The sequence below is a fragment of the Ornithinicoccus sp. genome (assembly GCF_057176825.1).
In genome coordinates, this window is record NZ_CM169976.1 from 3,510,575 (window position 1) to 3,527,539 (window position 16,965).

Annotated in this window: 16 protein-coding genes and 1 tRNA gene; 5 read left to right on the forward strand and 12 right to left on the reverse strand. The window is 71.2% G+C overall.

Translation table 11 applies throughout. The annotated features are described in order from the left end of the window. Window positions 1–9 precede the first annotated feature (9 nt). Window positions 10–813 carry an ABC transporter permease gene (locus tag AC1QRC_RS17520; RefSeq protein WP_484204521.1) on the reverse strand — a complete coding sequence of 268 codons (804 nt, stop codon included), beginning with the start codon at window positions 811–813 and terminating at the stop codon, window positions 10–12. After that, entirely contained in the window at window positions 810–1,793 is a 984-nt protein-coding gene (locus AC1QRC_RS17525; protein WP_484206680.1) for an ATP-binding cassette domain-containing protein, read from the reverse strand. Before AC1QRC_RS17525 ends, AC1QRC_RS17520 begins: the two co-directional genes overlap by 4 nt. Window positions 1,794–2,025: 232 nt before the next feature. Here AC1QRC_RS17525 and AC1QRC_RS17530 point away from each other — a divergent pair, with 232 nt between their 5' ends. Together AC1QRC_RS17530 and AC1QRC_RS17535 are read left to right on the forward strand one after the other, a co-directional pair. Continuing rightward, window positions 2,026–3,534: an NCS1 family nucleobase:cation symporter-1 gene (locus tag AC1QRC_RS17530; RefSeq protein WP_484204522.1), complete on the forward strand. Its 1,509-nt coding sequence runs from the start codon at window positions 2,026–2,028 to the stop codon at window positions 3,532–3,534. Between the two features lie 42 nt (window positions 3,535–3,576). Beyond that, window positions 3,577–3,649 (forward strand) — tRNA-Arg (locus tag AC1QRC_RS17535). Window positions 3,650–3,713: 64 nt separating this feature from the next. Here AC1QRC_RS17535 and AC1QRC_RS17540 read toward each other — a convergent pair. From AC1QRC_RS17540 to AC1QRC_RS17570, 7 genes are all read right to left on the reverse strand, one after another. Next, window positions 3,714–4,040, reverse strand: coding sequence for a type II toxin-antitoxin system PemK/MazF family toxin (locus AC1QRC_RS17540; RefSeq protein WP_484204523.1), 327 nt, complete (start codon window positions 4,038–4,040; stop codon window positions 3,714–3,716). Next, complete coding sequence (locus tag AC1QRC_RS17545) at window positions 4,037–4,243, reverse strand: antitoxin MazE-like protein (protein WP_066638586.1); 207 nt, start codon at window positions 4,241–4,243, stop codon at window positions 4,037–4,039. Before AC1QRC_RS17545 ends, AC1QRC_RS17540 begins: the two co-directional genes overlap by 4 nt. Window positions 4,244–4,290: 47 nt before the next feature. Continuing rightward, entirely contained in the window at window positions 4,291–4,677 is a 387-nt protein-coding gene (locus AC1QRC_RS17550; RefSeq protein WP_484204524.1) for a cupin domain-containing protein, read from the reverse strand. Between the two features lie 30 nt (window positions 4,678–4,707). After that, a complete protein-coding gene (locus AC1QRC_RS17555) occupies window positions 4,708–5,136 on the reverse strand; it encodes a hypothetical protein (RefSeq protein ID WP_484204525.1) in 429 nt (142 codons plus the stop codon). Next, the gene (locus AC1QRC_RS17560) at window positions 5,133–5,663 is read right to left on the reverse strand and encodes a helix-turn-helix transcriptional regulator (RefSeq protein ID WP_484204526.1); all 531 of its coding nucleotides are present in this window, start codon (window positions 5,661–5,663) and stop codon (window positions 5,133–5,135) included. Before AC1QRC_RS17560 ends, AC1QRC_RS17555 begins: the two co-directional genes overlap by 4 nt. 184 nt (window positions 5,664–5,847) lie before the next feature. Continuing rightward, a complete protein-coding gene (locus AC1QRC_RS17565; protein ID WP_484204527.1) occupies window positions 5,848–6,759 on the reverse strand; it encodes a cation diffusion facilitator family transporter in 912 nt (303 codons plus the stop codon). After that, window positions 6,756–7,115: an ArsR/SmtB family transcription factor gene (locus AC1QRC_RS17570; RefSeq protein WP_484204528.1), complete on the reverse strand. Its 360-nt coding sequence runs from the start codon at window positions 7,113–7,115 to the stop codon at window positions 6,756–6,758. The genes AC1QRC_RS17565 and AC1QRC_RS17570 overlap by 4 nt, the downstream gene beginning before the upstream one ends. A gap of 129 nt (window positions 7,116–7,244) precedes the next feature. On the opposite strand from AC1QRC_RS17570, the gene AC1QRC_RS17575 reads away from it, so the two are divergent. After that, entirely contained in the window at window positions 7,245–9,221 is a 1,977-nt protein-coding gene (locus tag AC1QRC_RS17575) for a S9 family peptidase (protein ID WP_484204529.1), read from the forward strand. Between the two features lie 47 nt (window positions 9,222–9,268). Here the strand turns inward: AC1QRC_RS17575 and AC1QRC_RS17580 are convergent, their stop codons facing one another. The 3 genes from AC1QRC_RS17580 to AC1QRC_RS17590 form a co-directional block, all read right to left on the reverse strand. Beyond that, entirely contained in the window at window positions 9,269–9,910 is a 642-nt protein-coding gene (locus tag AC1QRC_RS17580; protein WP_484204530.1) for a hypothetical protein, read from the reverse strand. Window positions 9,911–10,079: 169 nt separating this feature from the next. Then, the gene (locus tag AC1QRC_RS17585) at window positions 10,080–12,728 is read right to left on the reverse strand and encodes an AAA family ATPase (protein ID WP_484204531.1); all 2,649 of its coding nucleotides are present in this window, start codon (window positions 12,726–12,728) and stop codon (window positions 10,080–10,082) included. Beyond that, complete coding sequence (locus tag AC1QRC_RS17590; RefSeq protein WP_484204532.1) at window positions 12,725–13,924, reverse strand: metallophosphoesterase family protein; 1,200 nt, start codon at window positions 13,922–13,924, stop codon at window positions 12,725–12,727. Before AC1QRC_RS17590 ends, AC1QRC_RS17585 begins: the two co-directional genes overlap by 4 nt. A gap of 208 nt (window positions 13,925–14,132) precedes the next feature. Between AC1QRC_RS17590 and AC1QRC_RS17595 the strand changes: the two genes are divergently transcribed. After that, on the forward strand, window positions 14,133–15,575 hold the full coding sequence (locus AC1QRC_RS17595; RefSeq protein WP_484204533.1) for a hemolysin family protein: 1,443 nt from the start codon (window positions 14,133–14,135) through the stop codon (window positions 15,573–15,575). Continuing rightward, window positions 15,572–16,654 carry a hemolysin family protein gene (locus tag AC1QRC_RS17600; RefSeq protein ID WP_484204534.1) on the forward strand — a complete coding sequence of 361 codons (1,083 nt, stop codon included), beginning with the start codon at window positions 15,572–15,574 and terminating at the stop codon, window positions 16,652–16,654. Before AC1QRC_RS17595 ends, AC1QRC_RS17600 begins: the two co-directional genes overlap by 4 nt. Window positions 16,655–16,965 lie beyond the last annotated feature (311 nt).

Below are 16,965 nucleotides of genomic sequence, written 5' to 3' on the forward strand. Positions count from 1 at the left end.
CCGCGGGGCTCAGGCGGAGGCGCGGCGGTACTGGCGGATGGACAGGGGGATGAACACCAGCAGGATGATGCCGACCCAGATCAAGGTGTACAGCACCGGGTGCTGCATCGACCAGACGTCCGGCACCGCCACACCCGGGTTGGTGTTGCCGAACAGTTCGCGGACCGCCTGGGTGAGCGCCGAGACGGGGTTCCACTCCACGAAGGTCCGCAAGCCGGTCGGGAAGGACTCCAGGGGGACGAAGGCGTTGGAGATGAAGGTCAGCGGCATGATGACGATGAACGAGGCGTTGTTGATCACCTCGACGCTGGGCACCAGCAGCCCGACGAATCCCATGACCCAGCTGAAGGCGTAGGCAAAGGCGAGGAGCAGCAGGAATGCCCCGAGCGCGTCCAGCAGCGACCCCCGCACCCTCCACCCGACCAGCAGCCCGGTCAGAGCCATGATGATCAGCGACAGGACGTTGTAGACCACGTCGGAGGCGGTCCGGCCGACCAGGACCGCGGACCGGGACATCGGCAGCGACCGGAACCGGTCGATGATGCCCTTCTGCATGTCCTCGGCCAGCCCGGCACCGGTGAAGGTGGCGCCGAAGACGACCGTCTGGGCGAAGATGCCGCCGATCAGGAACTCGCGGTAGGGCACGTCGCCGCCGGGGTCGATGGCTCCGCCGAAGACGTAGGCGAACAGCAGCACGAACATGATCGGCGAGATCAGCACGAAGACCAGGACCTCGGGGACCCGCTTGATCTTGATCAGGTTGCGCTTGGCCACGACCGAGCCGTCGGCGAAGGTGCGGATCAGGCTGCTCATCGGGTGACCTCCCTCTCGGCGTCCGAGCCCGCGTCGCCCGTGGGGTCCACCGCGGCGGCGTGCCCGGTGAGCTCGAGGAACACGTCGTCCAGGGTGGGGCGGCGCAGTCCCACGTCCAGGACCTCGATCTGCTCGCGGTCCAACCGGTCGAGCAGATGGCGCAGGGCCTGCGCCCCCGTGTCGACCCGGGCGGTCAGGTCCCGCCCGGTCGAGCCGGGCTGCACCTCCCCGCTGGCCACGGCGGCCAGGGCGTCGACCGCGGCCGACAGGTCGGCCGGGTCCAGCAGCACGAGCTCGACCCGCTCCCCGCCGGTCTGCTGCTTGAGCTCGTCGGCGGTGCCGTGGGCGATGGCCCGGCCGTGGTCGATCACCACGATGTCGTCGGCCAGCAGGTCCGCCTCCTCGAGGTACTGGGTGGTCAGCAGCAGCGTGCTGCCGCCACGCACCAGTTCGCGGATGACGTCCCACATCTCCTGGCGGGCCCGGACGTCCAGGCCGGTCGTGGGCTCGTCCAGGACCAGCACCGGTGGCTCGGCGACCAGGGCCCCGGCCAGGTCGAGCCGGCGGCGCATCCCGCCGGAGTAGGTCTTGGACACCCGGTCACCGGCCTCGGCGAGGCTGAACCGCTCAAGCAGCTCGCGCGCCCGGGCCCGTGACCTGGCCCGCCCCAGCCCGTAGAGCCGCCCCACCATCTCCAGGTTCTCGAACCCGGTCAGGTGCTCGTCGACGGCGGCGTACTGGCCGGAGAGCCCGATCCTGGCCCGGACCCCTTGCGGGTCGGCGAGCACGTCAACGCCGGCGACCCGGGCGGTGCCGCCGTCCGGGCGCAGCAGGGTGGTGAGGATGCGGACGGCAGTGGTCTTGCCCGCGCCGTTCGGGCCGAGTAGGCCCAGCACCGTGCCCTCGGGGACGTGCAGATCCAGACCGGCGAGGGCGGTCACCGAGCCGTACCTCTTGACCAGGCCGGACGCCTCGATCATCTCTGCCACCGGCGTCTCCCTCGCCTCGCTCCGTCGATCCTGTCCGATCCTGCGCCGCGGGGCGCCCCTCGCACAAGCGTATTACTGGTGTCGGCGAGGCCCGCCCCCGTCGGACTCCCCGCGAATTCCCCTCGACCCATTGCGATTCCGACATCCAGTAGTTAGGGTCCACGATACGGAAGAAGGCAGGTGGCACTCCCCCGCACGGCCACCTCTCACGCAGGAGGGCCCCGTGTCCGATCACCCCCACGCCGGACCGGCTCGCCACGAGCACCTCGCCGACTCCGACTTCGTCATCGAGCTCCCGCACGGCTCGCTGCACAATGCCGAGCTGGCTCCCACGCCACCGCGCGAGCGCAAGTGGGGCACCTTCGAGATCTTCAACGTCTGGACCAACGACGTGCAGAGCCTGGCCGGCTACACGTTGGCCGCCAGCCTGTTCGTCACGGCCGGGATCAACGGCTGGTTCGTCTTCGCCGCCATCATCCTGGCCGGCGTGCTGGTGATGTTCTTCGTCAACCTCTCCGGCAAGCCGTCGGTGAAGTACGGCGTGCCCTACCCGGTCGTGGCCCGCGCGTCGATGGGCGTGCGGGGTGCCATGTTCCCGGCCACGGTCCGCGGCATCGTGGCAGTGTTCTGGTACGGCGCCCAGACCTACTTCGCCTCCACCGCCGTGGCCCTGGCCCTCAACGCGCTGCTGGACAGTCCCTCCAGCCCCAGCGTCCTGGGGATGAACGCGGTGGACTGGGTCTCCTACGTCATCGTCGCCGCCTTCCAGATCTTCCTGTTCATGCGGGGCCTGGATGGCATCGTGCGGTTCCTCAACTTCGCCGGACCCGCGGTGTATGTCGTCATGGTGCTGCTCCTCGTGGCGATCTGGTGGCAGGCCGGCGGCGAGCTGCTGGACGGGGTCGGCACGCTGTTCGGCGGGGAGAAGACCGGCGGGGCGGCGGTGAACGCCTTCTTCGCGGTGGTCGGCACCATGGTGGCCTACTTCGCGGCCGTCATCATCAACTTCGGTGACTTCGCCCGGTTCTCCCGCAGCGAGCGGGAGATGCGGCGCGGCAACTTCCTGGGCCTGCCGGTGAGCCTGACCTTCTTCACCTTCCTGTCCCTGTTCATCACCGCGGGCGCCTACATCGTCTTCCAAGACGGCCAGGGCGAGCCGATGACCAACCCCGCCGAGATCGTGGGCGCCGTCGACAACGTGCTGCTGACCGTGATCGCGGCGGTGACCTTCTTCATCGCCACGGTCGGGATCAACCTGGTCGCCAACTTCATCCCGCCCGTGTATGACATCGCCAACCTGGCGCCGTCCAAGATCAACTTCCGGGTCGCCGGGCTGATCACGGCAGCCCTCGGATTCGTCATCGGGGCGCTGTGGGTCGTCGTGATCGGCAACGCCGGGCTGCCCAAGTTCGTCGACACCCTCGGCGCGGTGCTGGCTCCGCTCTACGGGATCATGATCGCCGACTACTACATCCTGCGGAAGCAGCGGCTGAACATCCAGGACCTGTACTCCCGCGACCCCGGTGGCACCTACGCGTTCTCCAAGGGCTGGAACACCCGGGCGCTGTGGGCGTTCGCCATCGCCGGCGTCTTCTCGGTGTCCACCGTGTGGGTCCCGGCACTGGAGGACCTCAGCGGCTTCTCCTGGATCATCGGTGCCATCCTGGGCGCCGGCCTGCACCTCGTGGTGATGCGCGGCCAGCAGATCATCACCTCGGACGCCGACCGCTGACCCGGCGCGCCCGGATCGGTGGGCTAGGCTCTCTCCCGCCCCGCCCTCGTAGCTCAGGGGATAGAGCACCGCTCTCCTAAAGCGGGTGTCGCAGGTTCGAATCCTGCCGGGGGCACTGTGTGTCTGTGCAGTTCAGCGGCATTGCGGCAATGCGGATGTCCGCAGTGGTCTCTCACCCGCTACCGAGCCAGGCCGAGGAAAGCCATGAGGGCGCGTTCGACCTCGACGAGACTCTCGGGCGCCAGACGGCCAACCCGCGTACCGACGTTCTCGCGGCGGACGGTGGTGACCTTGTCGATCATGACCTGGCTGTCGTGCTGCAGACCAGTGAGATCATCGGCGGCGACGCGTACGCGAAGCAGAGGGGCATCGACCAGCGTCGTCGTCAGGGGCGCCACGGTCACCGAGGCAGTGCCCTCGAAGAGGTCGTCCTGCACGATCAGTGCGGGCCTCGGCTTGGAGTCGTAGACACCCCCGGCTACGGTCCACAGCTCGCCGCGCCTCACTCCTCGTCCCAGGGGGCGGTGACGGCTTCGACGAACTCCTGGTCATCGGACTGCTCGTCCGCCCTCGCGACCAGGGCCGCCTGACGTTCGGCCTCCTGTGCAAAGCGCTCGCTACGCACGTCCGGCACCCAGATCTGCACCGGTCGCAGACCGCGTGCGCGCATCCTGCGCCGGTACTCGCTGACCCGGTGCTTCACCGTCACGCCTCAATGTTACATGTAACGAGGGCAGCGGACGGGGGCTGCGCTGTTCACAGTCTCGGCCCCTGCTGCTCTCCGCGTGCCGGGTCGGCGTCGCGGCGCACCGTGAGCAGGAACACGCTGTCCTCGATCGCCGTCACCGCATGCCGCTCCGGCGGGATCGGCACCAGTTCACCCGCACCCAGCTCCCACTCCCGCCCCTGACCGATCAGACGGAGCCTGCCGGTGAGCACCTGCAGCGTGGCCTCCGGAGGGCTGTCGTGCTCGGCCAGGTCGACACCGGCCAGCAGGGCCAGCGCCGTCTGTCGCAGCAGGCCCTCTCCGGCATGCACCGTGTGCGCGGCGCGGTGGGCGTGGGCGGTGCGCGCCGTGGCCAGCAGCGTGTCGCTGAGAGCAGCCAGATCCACCGGCTCCACCGAGGGTTGTTGTTCGGTCATCCTGATGCCCTTTCGTTGGTTCCTGGCCGGTCACGCGATGCTCAACAGCAGCAGTGCGCCGACGAAGAGCGATGCCGCCTTCAGTGCTTCGAGGCCGACATACGCCCAGTGCACGCGAGAGCGAGCCGGCTGTGGGTCGCCGGCGAGCACGCGCACCGAACGCCTGCGCAGCACCGGCCGCACCACAATCAATTGCACAGCCAGAACCGCGATCGCGGCCGACAACCAGCCCGCGCCGATAGGCCATCCCTCCCCGAGCAACAGCCCGATCACCACGGCGACGGCGAGGACCGTTTCAGCGATGTTCAGCGCTGCGAACACGATCCGCCCGATCCCGAGACCCAGCTGGGTCGTGATCCCCGGAGCACGGAACTTCAACGGCGCCTCCAGGAAGGAAATCGCGATCACCATCCCGAACCACACCAACGCCGCAGCCGCGGCGAGCTCATGGCCGGTCACGCTGTACCCGCCAGGTGCAGCCGGGCACGGCACAAGCCCGGAGCGGCGAACGGCTCCAGGTCCGAGACCTCTACCTGGAAATCCCAGCCGGCCAGCGCACCGCGCATCAACCCGGCGTGGATGCCGCAGATCAATTCCCCGTGGTCGGTGACCGTCTCCCGGAACGGGCAGTTCAAGAGCTCGACGGTGAACTCATCCGCACGCCGGGGCGCGAAGCCGACCTCGTGCAGCAGTCCCGTCAGCTCACCGACCGCATCCCCGGTGCGCGGCGGCGCGCTCCTGGCACGGGCAAGCCCCCATGCAAACCCGGCCTCGACCGCCCGCTCCCGCCCTTGCTCGGTGCCGTCAAGGCCGGCCGCCAGAATGCCCGCCAGCACCTCGTACCGGCCTTCACTGCCCTCCGCCCCGGGGACGGCCCGGAACCGCAGCCCCGGGCGGCCCCGGCCAGAAGAGACCGGCTCAGCCCGCTCCACCTGCCCGGAGCGCTCCAACGCATCCAGGTGGAACCGCACCGTGTTCGGATGCACCGACAACACCACGGCCAGATCCGCGACCCCCACCGGGTCCGCAGCCGCCCGAACCGCGCCAAGCACACGCTCTCGTCGCCCCACGGCTTTCCCGGTACTCAGCACAGTGCACAGTTTATCTAAGAGTGTTTGGAATAAATAGTGCCTGGAGATACGCCGCGGTCCCGCCTCATCGACGTCGTTCTCACCACCCGACGTCGGCACACCCCTCGTGGTCGAGGGGCTCCACCTGCAAGGTGGCGTGCGCGATCCCGTGCCGGTCGCGCAGCACGTCGCGCGCACCGTCGAGCACGGAGTGGGAATCGGCCCCGTCGGCAGAGACGAGGTGTGCGGTGGCCACGTTCATCCCCGAGGTGAGGGTCCACAGGTGCACGTCGTGCACGTCCCGCACCCCATCCACGGCCGCCAGGTCTGTGGCCACCGCGTCCAGGTCCAGCCCGGCCGGCACGTGCTGCCCCAGGACGGCGAACACCTCGCGGCCCAACAGCACCGCGCGGACGGCGACGAACGCCCCGATCCCCAGCGCCACGACGGTGTCCCAGGCCGCCGAGCCTGTGCTGGCGACCAGCCACGCCGCCACCAGCACGCCCACCGACCCGGCGGTGTCTGCCATCACTTCCAGGTAGGCACCCTTGACGTTGAGGCTCTCCTTCGAACCCCCGCGCAACAGCATCAGGGCGACCACGTTGACCGCCAGGCCGAGCAGCCCCACCAGGAGCATCGTCCCGGTGTCCACGTGCACCTGCGCACCGATGCGCTGCACGGCCGACAGCACGACATACGCCGCCACCCCCAGCATCATGAGGACCGCCAGCAGCGAGGCGAACACCTCGGCGCGGTACGACCCGTAGCTGCGCCGGCCGGTCCGGTCCGGCCGGGTGGCGATCCGGGTGGCCGCGAGCGCCGCCCCGAGCGTGACCACGTCGGCGGCCATGTGCCCGGCGTCGGAGAGCAGCGCCAGCGACCCCGAGGTCAGGGCCGCGACCAGTTCGACGACGAAGAAGACCGCGATCAGCCCGAACGAGACCGCGAGGCGCCAGCGGTGTCGGCCTCCCGCGTGGCCCGCCACGCCACCGTGGGAGTGGCCCGCGCTCATGCCGCCCCGTCCGAGCCGTCGGAGCCATCCGAGCCGGAGTTCCCGAGGGTCCGCTCGGGGTGGACGGCCTGGGTGTGCTCGGTGTGCGCCACCGCGAGGTCGAGCAGCATCCGGACGTGTGCGTCGTCCAGCCGGTAGTACCCCTTGCGCCCCTCGCGCCGCACCGAGACCACCCGGTGCGCCCTCAGCAGCCGGAGCGCGTGCGAGACGGCCGACTCGCCCTGCCCCGTGATCGCCGCGAGGTCCGACACGCACAGCTCGCCCTCGGTCAGCGCGATGAGCAGCCGGAGCCGACCGGGGTCCCCCAGCAGCGAGAAGACGTCGGCGGTGTCGGCGATGTCGTCAGCCGCGGGCATCCGGTCCCGCACGACTGTGACGCGGTCCCCGTGGTCCCGACAGGTTACGTCAATATCTGACGATTTGTTCATACATAGATGATGCCCCACCCCGAAGGCTCGGTCAAACGGCTCTGCGACAGTGGCCCCATGACCACGCCCCACGGATCCTGGCCCTCCCCCATCAGCGCGACGGACCTGTATGCGGCCTCCGTCCAGCTCGACGAGCCCCGGGTCGACGGCACGGACCTCTATTGGCTGGAGGGGCGCGCCGACGAGGGTGGCCGCTCGGCCCTGGTGCGCCTGTCGGACGACGGGTCACGGTCAGATCTGCTCCCCCCGCCCTGGAACGTGCGGTCCCGGGTCCACGAGTACGGCGGCGGCGCGTATGCCGTGTCCGCCGGCCAGGTCGTGTTCACCGAGTTCGCCACGGGCCAGGTGATGCGGCTGGACACCGACGGCCCCCGGCCGATCACGCCGGATGCCGGGGATGCTGCCGTGCGATTCGGGGGCCTGGTCCTCGACGCTGCCCACCGTGCGGTGTATGCCGTGTGCGAGGACCACCGCGGGGACGGGGAGCCGGTCAACGTGCTGGTGCGCCTGGACCTGGACGGCGAGAACGCCGACTACGGGACCCCGCTGCTGGGCCCGGAGGCACCGGTCACCGACTTCGTCTCCGCTCCCGCGCTCAGCCCGGACGGGCACCGCCTGGCCTGGGTCGAGTGGGACCACCCCGACATGCCCTGGGACAGCAGCCGGCTGGTCGTGGCAGACCTCGACGAACGGGGTCTGGTGACCGGCAGTCGGCACGAGCGGCCGGTGGCGGGAGGGCCCGGCGAGTCGGTGGAGGAGCCCACCTGGCTGGAGGACGGCCGCCTGCTGTTCATCAGCGACCGCACCGGCTTCGGCAACCTCTACACCGTGGGCCTCACCGACGACGGAGCGACCGAGCCGGAGTCCGTCGCACCGGCCGGGGTCGAGTTCGGGTGTCCGCGCTGGATGCTGGACATGCGGGTGATCGCGCAGACGGCGTCGGGCACCGTCGTCGCCCGGTCCACCGTCGACGGCTTCGGGCGGTTGGTGGCCTGGGACCCCGGCACGGGGCAGTCCCACGAGCTCGACGTCGCTGCGTCCGATGTCATGCTCCTGGTGGGCGGCGGTGATTCCTCCCCGGACGCGGTCATCGCCCTCTGCCGGTTCGTCGACCGCCCGTCGGCACTGGTGCGCATCGACGTCAGCGACGGCTCGCTGGAGGTGCTGCGCTCCTCCTCCGACACCGCGATCGACCCCGCCTACGTCAGCAGGCCCGAACCCGTCAGCTGGACCTCCGAGGACGGCGCGACGGCCCACGGGTTCTACTACCCGCCCACGCACCCCACGGCAGTCGCACCCGAGGACGAACTGCCCCCGCTCATCGTCAAGACGCACGGCGGTCCGACCGCGGCGGCCTTCCCCGGGTTCGCCCCGGGAATCCTCTACTGGACCTCCCGGGGGATCGGGGTGCTCGACGTCAACTACGGCGGGTCGACCGGATACGGCCGTGCCTACCGGCAGCGGCTCGACGGGCAGTGGGGAGTCGTCGACGTCGCGGACGCGACGAGCGGGGCGTTGGCGCTGGCCAGGGCCGGCCGGGTCGACGGTGCGCGGATGGCGATCACCGGGGGCAGCGCCGGCGGCTACACGACGCTGGCCGCACTGACCTTCCGCGACACCTTCGCCGCTGGCGCCAGCCACTACGGGATCAGCGACCTGTCGGCCCTGGCCGCCGAGACGCACAAGTTCGAGTCGCGCTACCTCACCGGTCTGGTCGGGCCGTGGCCGGAGGCCGAGGCGATCTACCGCGACCGGTCCCCCATCCACCACGTCGACCGGCTCAGCTGCCCGATCATCCTGCTGCAGGGAGACCAGGACCGCGTCGTCCCGCCGAACCAGGCCGAGATGATGGCCCAGGCAGTCCGGGACAAGGGCCTGCCGGTCGCGCTGCTGATCTTCGAGGGCGAGGGGCACGGGTTCCGGACCCTGGACAGCCTGGTGCGGGCCCGCGAGGCCGAAGCGGCGTTCTACGGCCGGGTGTTCGGCTACACCCCGGCCGACGCCCTGCCGCCGCTGTCGATCGACAACCTGTAGCGAGTCGGCAGCCCGGCACCGCTCGACCATCGCCGGGGTCGTCGCGCCTAGCCGCCCCGCTGCGCCATGTGGTGGGACAGCCCGCCGGGAGGCGCGTCGAGGGCCCGCTGCGCCTCCTCTGCCGGGATCACACCGCGCGTCTGCAGATCGCGTATGCCGAGGCGCAGGTCCTGCTCGACCGCCCGGCGGTCGGCCTCGGGGACCTGGTCGACCGCAGACAGGATAGTGGCTCGCCTGGTGGCACCGGCACGGTCCTGTGTCGCCAGCTCCTCGGCCCGGCTCGGGCGAGGAGCCTTGCCACCGATGATCGTCAGGACGAGGCCGGCCAGGGTCGCCACGAGGATCGGAGCCAGCAACAGCCAGGGACGGTCGATCTGCGGGTCCTGCGCCGCGCCATACCCCACCAGGCACGTCACACCACCCAGCACCAGTGCAGACAGGCCCAGCCCCCGGGTGCCACGGCGCGTGGCAGGGGAGAACAGCGCCGCGACCGTCATGGGGACCAGCACCAGATTGGCGATCAGGAAGATCAGGCTCGTCCACGGCAGCCGGTCCGGCCGGTCGACGGGAATGAGGTTGAATCGGCTGCCCATGAGGAGGGCAAACCCCAATGTCGGGGCGCTGACGGCGAGCAGGAACGCGACAGCGCCCAGCCAGAAAACCGGGCCTCGGTGCTTGCCCGGCTCCATCGCCCTGAGGACACGAGGATGCCCTTGCCAGGCCGCGAGCCCGAGCTGTTTCCACCGCACCGAAGTCCCGGGCTGCACGGTCGCGGCACAGCGTGTGGCGCCCCCTGCCTCGGGCGCTGGGTTCACCGGCATCGTTCCGTCCGATCCCGCCGGGCGGGCTGCACCCCCACTAGGCACCCAGCTGGATGGTCGTGGCGTGTGGGATCTGGCGGTACCGCTCCGGGGTGCAGGTCAGCAGGATCACCTGCGTCCGCTCGGCAGGCCCGTCGAACACCGCACCGACCCGGTGGAGCCGCTCGGGATCGGTGTACCCCAGCGCATCGTCGATGATCACCGGGACCCCCTGCTCCCGGTCGACCAGCCCGGCGACGGCCAGCCTGGCCAGGATCCCTAACTGCTCCTTGGCGCCGCCGGAGAGCTGGTCGAAGGGGACCAGGGTGCCCTCGAGCCGGCGGGCCGTGATGGTCAGGTCCTCGGCGACGTCGACCGAGAAGGTCTCGCCGTAGACGAGTCGGCCGAGCCGGTCGATCTCCTCGGCGTAGGGGCGCACGTAGGCACGGTGTGCCTCCTCCCGGTGGCGGTGCAGGGTGTCGCGCAGTTGTCGGGCGGCCCGAGCCCGCCGGTCCACGGCGCGCAGCTCGGCCCGGGCGTCGTCGAAGCGTGTCAACGCCCGGTCGTAGGCCTCGGCCCGACCCTCCCCGGCAGCCATCTGCACCTGTGCCGACACCTGGATGGACTGCTCCCGCACCCGGGCCAGGTCGTGGCGGTGGTCGGCGAGCTCCTGCTCGGCCCGTGCCAGCACCTCCCGGACCCCTTCCGGGTCGGCGTCGGCGAGCTCGCGCCGGGCCTGGGATGCCCCGGCCTCCAGCTGGGCGTGCTCGGTGGCCAGCCGGGTGGCAGCCTCCTGGAGCCCCTCATCGCCGGTCTTGCGCCGTGCGTCGGCGAGGTCCTGCCGGTCGCGGTCGAGCCGTTCGCGCAGCGCGGTGGACGAGGAGTCCACCCGCGCCAGACGCACCTCGGCCTGCTGCGCGCCTGCGGCCGCGGCCCTGAGCTCCTCGGCCGCGGCGACAGCGGCCTCGCCGGCATGACGTCGCTCAGTCTCCGCGGCACGGCGGACGGCTCGCGCCTGCTCCACGTCCGCGGGCAGGGGATAGTCGTCCGGTCGTGACCCGGCGTAGGACTGGATGTCATGGGCCAGCTCGGACAACCGGCGGTCCAGCTCCTCCGGCTCGACCCCGGTGGACAGGTCGGCCACCCGGTCGCGGAGCCGCTGCACGCGGGCGGCCGCCGCAGCCCTGTCCTCCTGCAGGCCCCGTGCCTGCTCCACCTCGACGACGCCAGCCGCCGACAGCAGGTCGTCCAGCCGGGTCTGCGCCGCGGCGAGCTCGGCAGCCCGCTCGCGACTGCTCTGCTCTGGCGTGAGGCGCAGGCGGAGCAGACCCGGCACCTCGACGGTCACGTCGCCAGTGAGCGGGCGGTGGAGGCACTCCCCCTCCGCCACGGTGACCGGCTCGCCGTCCACCAGGACCTGCGTGCCCTCCGGTGCCAGCGAGCGCAGGTCCAGGCTCGCGCTGGCCACCTCGTGACGGGCGCGCAGCACCCCGAGCGTCGTCTCTGCCTCGTCCAGCTCGCGCAGCACCTGGGGGGTGACGGTGAGCCCGGCCAACTCTGCCTGGGCAGCCTCCAGCTGCGTCGCGACCGCCTCCAACCCCTCGACCTGCCGGGTCAGCGCTTCGGACCGCTCCAGGTCGGCCAGGTGCGTCTCGTCAGAGGCCGCTCTCCGGGCCACCTCCTCGGCCGACTCCCGCTCCTGGCGCGTCTGCGCGACCCGCTGCTCCAACGGGGCGAGCGACTCCTGCAGGACCTCCACCTCGCGGGCCAGGTCGACCCGCTCCTGCTCGACGGTGTCCAGCCTGGCCTCGGCCTGCGCGACGGCGGCGACGGTGCGGGTCCGCACCTCCAGGTCCTGGCGGGACCGCTGGGAGCGCTCCGCCGCGTGCTGTAGTCGGTGGCGCGCCTCGGCATACACCGCCTCCAGCTCCGTCACCCGGGCGACGCGCTCCCGCGCCGTGGCGACGGCCTGTTCCAGGTCGGGCAGTCCAGCACGCAGGCCGTCGGCCCTGGCCCGCAACTGCTCGTCCTCCCGGACCAAGTCCTCGGTCTCCTGCACCCGGTGGAAGGCGGCGACCGCGGCGTCCCGGGCCTCGTGGGCAGCCGCGAGCGCGTCCTTGAGATCGCGGGCCGGCCGGCCGGTGGGGGTGAAGTAGCGCAGGTACTCCGTCTCGACCCGTTCCAGCAGGTCCGCGCCTGCCTCGGTGTGTAGGTCGGCCCCGCTGGCGCCGTCGAGCGCCTCGGTGAGCACCCCGCTGTCGGTGAGCGCCACCTGACCCAGCTCGCCGGCCTGGGCGAACCGCAGTGCCCGCCACAACTGCGGGTCGAGCGACTCGGCGATGATGGTGTCCAGGCGCTCCTGGGCCTCCGGCCCGGTGAGCTGGGCACGGGTCGGCTCGAGGATCTCCAGGGTGGTGCTCGGCTCCCGCAGCCACTGCTTGGCGTAGCGGACCCGGTGCACGCCCACCGTGAACTCGGCCTCGACATACGGTCCGACGTCCCGACCCACGGGCTGCAGCGCCCGGACGGGGCCCGAACGCGAGGTCGCCTTGGCCCGCGGGTCCAGGAGGCGGTCGAACGCCTCCAGCAAGGTCGACTTGCCCACCTCGTTGGGCCCCTCGATCACCACGACGCCGTGGTCGGGGAAGGTGACGGTGCGCTCCCGGACCCCCTTGACGTCGCGCAACGTCAACTGGTGCAGCCTCATCGCGCCCCCTCCGTGCTCAATCGGTACAGCAGGGCCAGCGCGTCCTGCGCGCTCTGGCCGTCCAGATCCCGGGACATGTCGTGGTCCCAGGACTCCGGATCCTCCTCGACGGCCTCGACGTGCTCGCCCGCGTCGTCTGGACCCGGCGCCCCCAGCTCCCGGATCTCCTCCGCGGCGGCACCCACGAACCCGGCCCACCCGAGGTCGGAGAGGTCGCCGTCATCGGCGAGCACCGACACGTGGTGGTGCCGGTCCCAGGTATGCAGGGCGGCGAGCACCTCCCCGTGCTCCAGAAGGACCTCCTCGAGCCGGGCGTGGTCGGCCAGCCCGAGAGCGCCGCGCAGCGCGAGCCGGACGACCGTGCGGTCCTTGGCAGGCAGTGCCGCCAGGTCGCGCTCGAGTGCGGCGACGTCCGCCGCGCCGTGCATCACGCGTTCGACCACGCGGAAGGCCCAGGTGCCGACCCGGTGGGGCACCACCTCGGCGGGCGCGTCCGCGGACACGGTCACCACCAGGGCATCACCCGGGGACTGCTCCCGCGGGCTGGTGACCTCGGGGGTGCCGGAGTACCAGACCGCTCCGGTGTCCCCCACCTCGGTGCGGGAGTGCCGGTCGCCCAGCGCGACGTAGCGGATCCGGCCCTGCCGCACGGCGGCCTCCAGCGGCGCGAGCGCGATGGAGGCAGGGTTGTCCCGGTCCGGGTCGAGCGCATCGACGGCGCCGTGGCCCACGACGACCCGGACGGTGCCGTCGGCCGGTCCGGCCAGCGCGAGGGCCTGCCCCACCAGGTCGGCACCGGGGTGCTTGCTGGACCAGGGAGCAGCCACCAGCTCCAGCCCCTCACGCACGGTCACCGGCCCGGCGTGCTCAAGCACGTGCACGTGCTCCGGGCGGTGCTGCAGGAACGTTTCCGAGCGGAAGATGCTGGCGACGTCGAGCGGATCGTGGTTGCCCGGGAGCAGGTAGACCGGCACCGGCACGTCCGCCAGCGCCTCCAGGGCACGACGCACGGTCTGCCGGGTGAGCTGGTTGGTCTCGAACACGTCGCCGCAGACGACCATGAACTCGCAGTCCTGCTCCGCAGCCACCCGCCCCAGACTGCGCACCGCCTCGATGCGGGCGGCGCCGTACCTGGCCTGCGCCTCGGCCGGCAGCCAGCGCCGGGTCATCCCGATCTGCCAATCCGCCGTGTGCATGAACCGGACCATCGCCGCATCCCTCCTCTCCATCGCTGCTGCCCCCACCGTAGGAGCCGGCACCGACAGAGCGGCTCAGGCAGGCCGGGGAGGCCCGGGGTTTCGGTAGAATGGCTCCCATGACCGCTGACGAACCGCCCTCCGGTAGTACCAAGCCGGGCCACGCCCGGCACCCCCGCCCCCACCTCCGACGGCAGGTGGCGCCACCGTGTTGATCGCCGGTGGACTCGCCGTCATTCTCCTGCTCACCCTCCTGACCGGCTATTTCGTGGCCCAGGAGTTCGCCTACGTCGCGGTCGACCGTGGCAAGTTGCGCCAGCTCGCCGACGACGGCGACAAGGCCGCCGCCCGGGCCCTGACCATCACCTCCCGCCTCAGCTTCTCGCTCTCCGGCGCCCAGTTCGGGATCACCGTCACGGTGCTGCTCGTGGGCTTCGTCGGGGAGCCCCTGCTCGGTCAGGGCCTAGCCCAGGTGCTCGGCTTCACAGGACTGTCGGAGGCCGGGCGACTCTCGTTGTCGGTCACCGTGACCCTGCTGTTCAGCACGTTCCTGCAGATGGTCCTCGGTGAGCTCGGCCCCAAGAACTGGGCGATCGCCGAGCCGGTCAAGCTGGCCCGCGCACTGTCCCGCCCCACGGCGATCTACCTCGCCGTCGCCGGTCCCGTCATCGCCCTGTTCGACGCCGCCTCCAACAAGCTGTTGCGCTCCGTGGGCATCGAGCCCGTGGAGGAGCTGCCCCAGGGAGCGACCCCCGAGGACCTGACCCGGATCATCGCCGAGTCGCACACCGGCGGCCAGATCGACGCCGATCTCTCGCGGATCCTGGAGCGGGGCCTGGCCTTCCGCGGCCATGTCGCTGAGGAGGTCATGACGCCGCGGATCGACGTGGACACGGTCCAGGCCGACGAGCCCGCCAGCCGGGTCATCGAGCTGCTCGCCGACGGGCACTCCCGGTTCCCGGTGATCGGCCGGGACATCGACGACATCGTCGGGGTCGTGGGGCTGCACGAGATCCTCGAGGTCCCTCCGGCCGAACGCGCCCACATCCCGGTGCGTGACCTGGTCAGCGACGCCCTCATCATCCCCGAGAGCCTGCCCCTCCCCCTGGTGCTGGAGCGGCTGCGCGAGCAGCACCGGCAGATCGCGGTCGTGGTCGACGAGCACGGTGGTTTCGCTGGTGTCATCACCTTCGAGGACGTCGCCGAGGAGGTCGTCGGCGAGATCTGGGACGAGGGCGACGAGGCCGAGCAGCCGTCGGTCCCCCACCAGGACGGCTCCTGGCAGGTGGCCGCCCGACTGCGCTTGGACGAGGCCACCGAGATCACCGGGGTCGCGCTGCCCGAGGACGAGGACTACGACACCCTGTCTGGTCTCGTGATGGACAGTCTGGGCCGCACCGCCGTGCCCGGCGACACCACCGAGGTGGTCTGGCAGGACCGCGACGACCACGGTGACCCCGAGGTGCACCGGGTCCGGATCGATGTGCTGAGCGTGGCCCGGCACGTCCCCGAGACGGTCGCCATCCATCCGGCCCAGGTCACCGAGGGCCTACTGGAGGACTCCTCCACCACGCCCGAGACGATGGAGCACCCGGACGAGCAGGGTGTGGTCGCCGTGCGAGAGCACCACCCGATCGGGGGTATGTCGTGAGCGTGACGGTCGCGCTGTTGGTCAGCGTCATCCTGCTGGTCCTGAACGCCTTCTTCGTGGCAGCGGAGTTCGCCGTGATTGCGGCGAAGCGGCACCGCCTGGAGGAGCGCGCCGCCGAGGGGAGCCGCCCCGCCCGGGCGGCCGTCAACGCCAACCGCGAGCTGTCGTTGATGCTCGCCGGCGCCCAACTGGGGATCACCCTGTGCACCCTCGGGCTGGGAGCCCTGGCCGAGCCGGCGGTCGCCTCGATGCTGACCCCGCTGTTCGAGCTCACCGGGCTGAACTACTACGTCAGCCACCTCCTGGCGCTGCTCATTGCCGTGGGGATCGTGGTGTTCCTGCACATGGTGGTGGGTGAGATGGCCCCCAAGTCGTGGGCGATCTCGCACCCGGAGACCTCCTCGATGCTCCTGGCGATCCCGTTCCGCGCGTTCACCTGGGTCGTGCGCCCGGTGCTGTACCTCTTCAACGAGGGCGCCAACGTGCTGTTGCGGATGGTGGGCGTCGACCCGGTCGACACCCTCTCCAACTCCCACAGCCCTGCCGAGCTGCAGTTGCTCCTCGCCCAGTCGCACGAGCACGGGGTGCTCCCCGACGAGGAACACCAGATCCTCAGCGGTGCGTTGCGGCTGGAGGAGGAGACGGTGGAGGCCGTCATGTTCTCCCGGGAGGACGCCGTGTGCGTGCCCGAGGAGGCACTCGCCTCTGAGGTGGAGGCGATCTGCCGCGAGAGCGGACGGTCCCGCCTGTTCGTCCTGCGCGGCGAGGACATCATCGGTCTGGTCCATGTCCGCGACGCGGTGCTGGCCACGGCCGGTGGCGGTGACACTCCGCTCCGGTCGTTCCTCCAGGAGCCGGTAACCCTCCCCAGCACCCTGCCGCTGATCGACGCTGTCGCCCGGATGCGCGAGGCCAGGGCCCAGTTGGCCCTGGTGCGGGATGGTGCCGGGGACCTGGTGGGCCTGGCGTCCTTCGAGGACATCCTGGAGGAGATCCTCGGGGAGTTCTACGACGAGACCGACGCCGCTGCCGAGACCGTCGCGGTGGCCGAGGCAGATCCGTCCCGGGCGCCGGCCTGACCCGGCCGCGGCCCTCGACCCTGTCCGAAACTGCCCCCTGACCTGCGATGTCCTCAAAACGAGGACATCGCAGGTCAGCACCCGTACCGCCCAGACACCCGAGCCCTCCTCGCCGGGCGTGCAGGTGATCACGTGGGCCCTCCCGTGAGCCGTCCCGTCGGCGCCCCCCTGGGAGCCACCCACCAGCGATGTCCTCGAAAGGAGGACACCCCCGCCGCCACGGTCCCCGGCATCGCGTCGACCGCTGCTGCCCTTGGGCTCGGGAACGCCGCTCCCACGGCACGCCCCACCACCCTTGAGAACTCGCGTGG

Coding starts and splice junctions, on each gene's coding strand:
- AC1QRC_RS17520 (WP_484204521.1), bottom strand. CDS start 813: ATGAGCAGCCTGATCCGCACCTTCGCCGACGGCTCGGTCGTGGCCAAG.
- AC1QRC_RS17525 (WP_484206680.1), bottom strand. CDS start 1,793: ATGATCGAGGCGTCCGGCCTGGTCAAGAGGTACGGCTCGGTGACCGCC.
- AC1QRC_RS17550 (WP_484204524.1), bottom strand. CDS start 4,677: ATGACCGAACAACAACCCTCGGTGGAGCCGGTGGATCTGGCTGCTCTC.
- AC1QRC_RS17565 (WP_484204527.1), bottom strand. CDS start 6,759: ATGAGCGCGGGCCACTCCCACGGTGGCGTGGCGGGCCACGCGGGAGGC.
- AC1QRC_RS17570 (WP_484204528.1), bottom strand. CDS start 7,115: ATGCCCGCGGCTGACGACATCGCCGACACCGCCGACGTCTTCTCGCTG.
- AC1QRC_RS17575 (WP_484204529.1), top strand. CDS start 7,245: ATGACCACGCCCCACGGATCCTGGCCCTCCCCCATCAGCGCGACGGAC.
- AC1QRC_RS17580 (WP_484204530.1), bottom strand. CDS start 9,910: ATGGAGCCGGGCAAGCACCGAGGCCCGGTTTTCTGGCTGGGCGCTGTC.
- AC1QRC_RS17585 (WP_484204531.1), bottom strand. CDS start 12,728: ATGAGGCTGCACCAGTTGACGTTGCGCGACGTCAAGGGGGTCCGGGAG.
- AC1QRC_RS17590 (WP_484204532.1), bottom strand. CDS start 13,924: ATGCACACGGCGGATTGGCAGATCGGGATGACCCGGCGCTGGCTGCCG.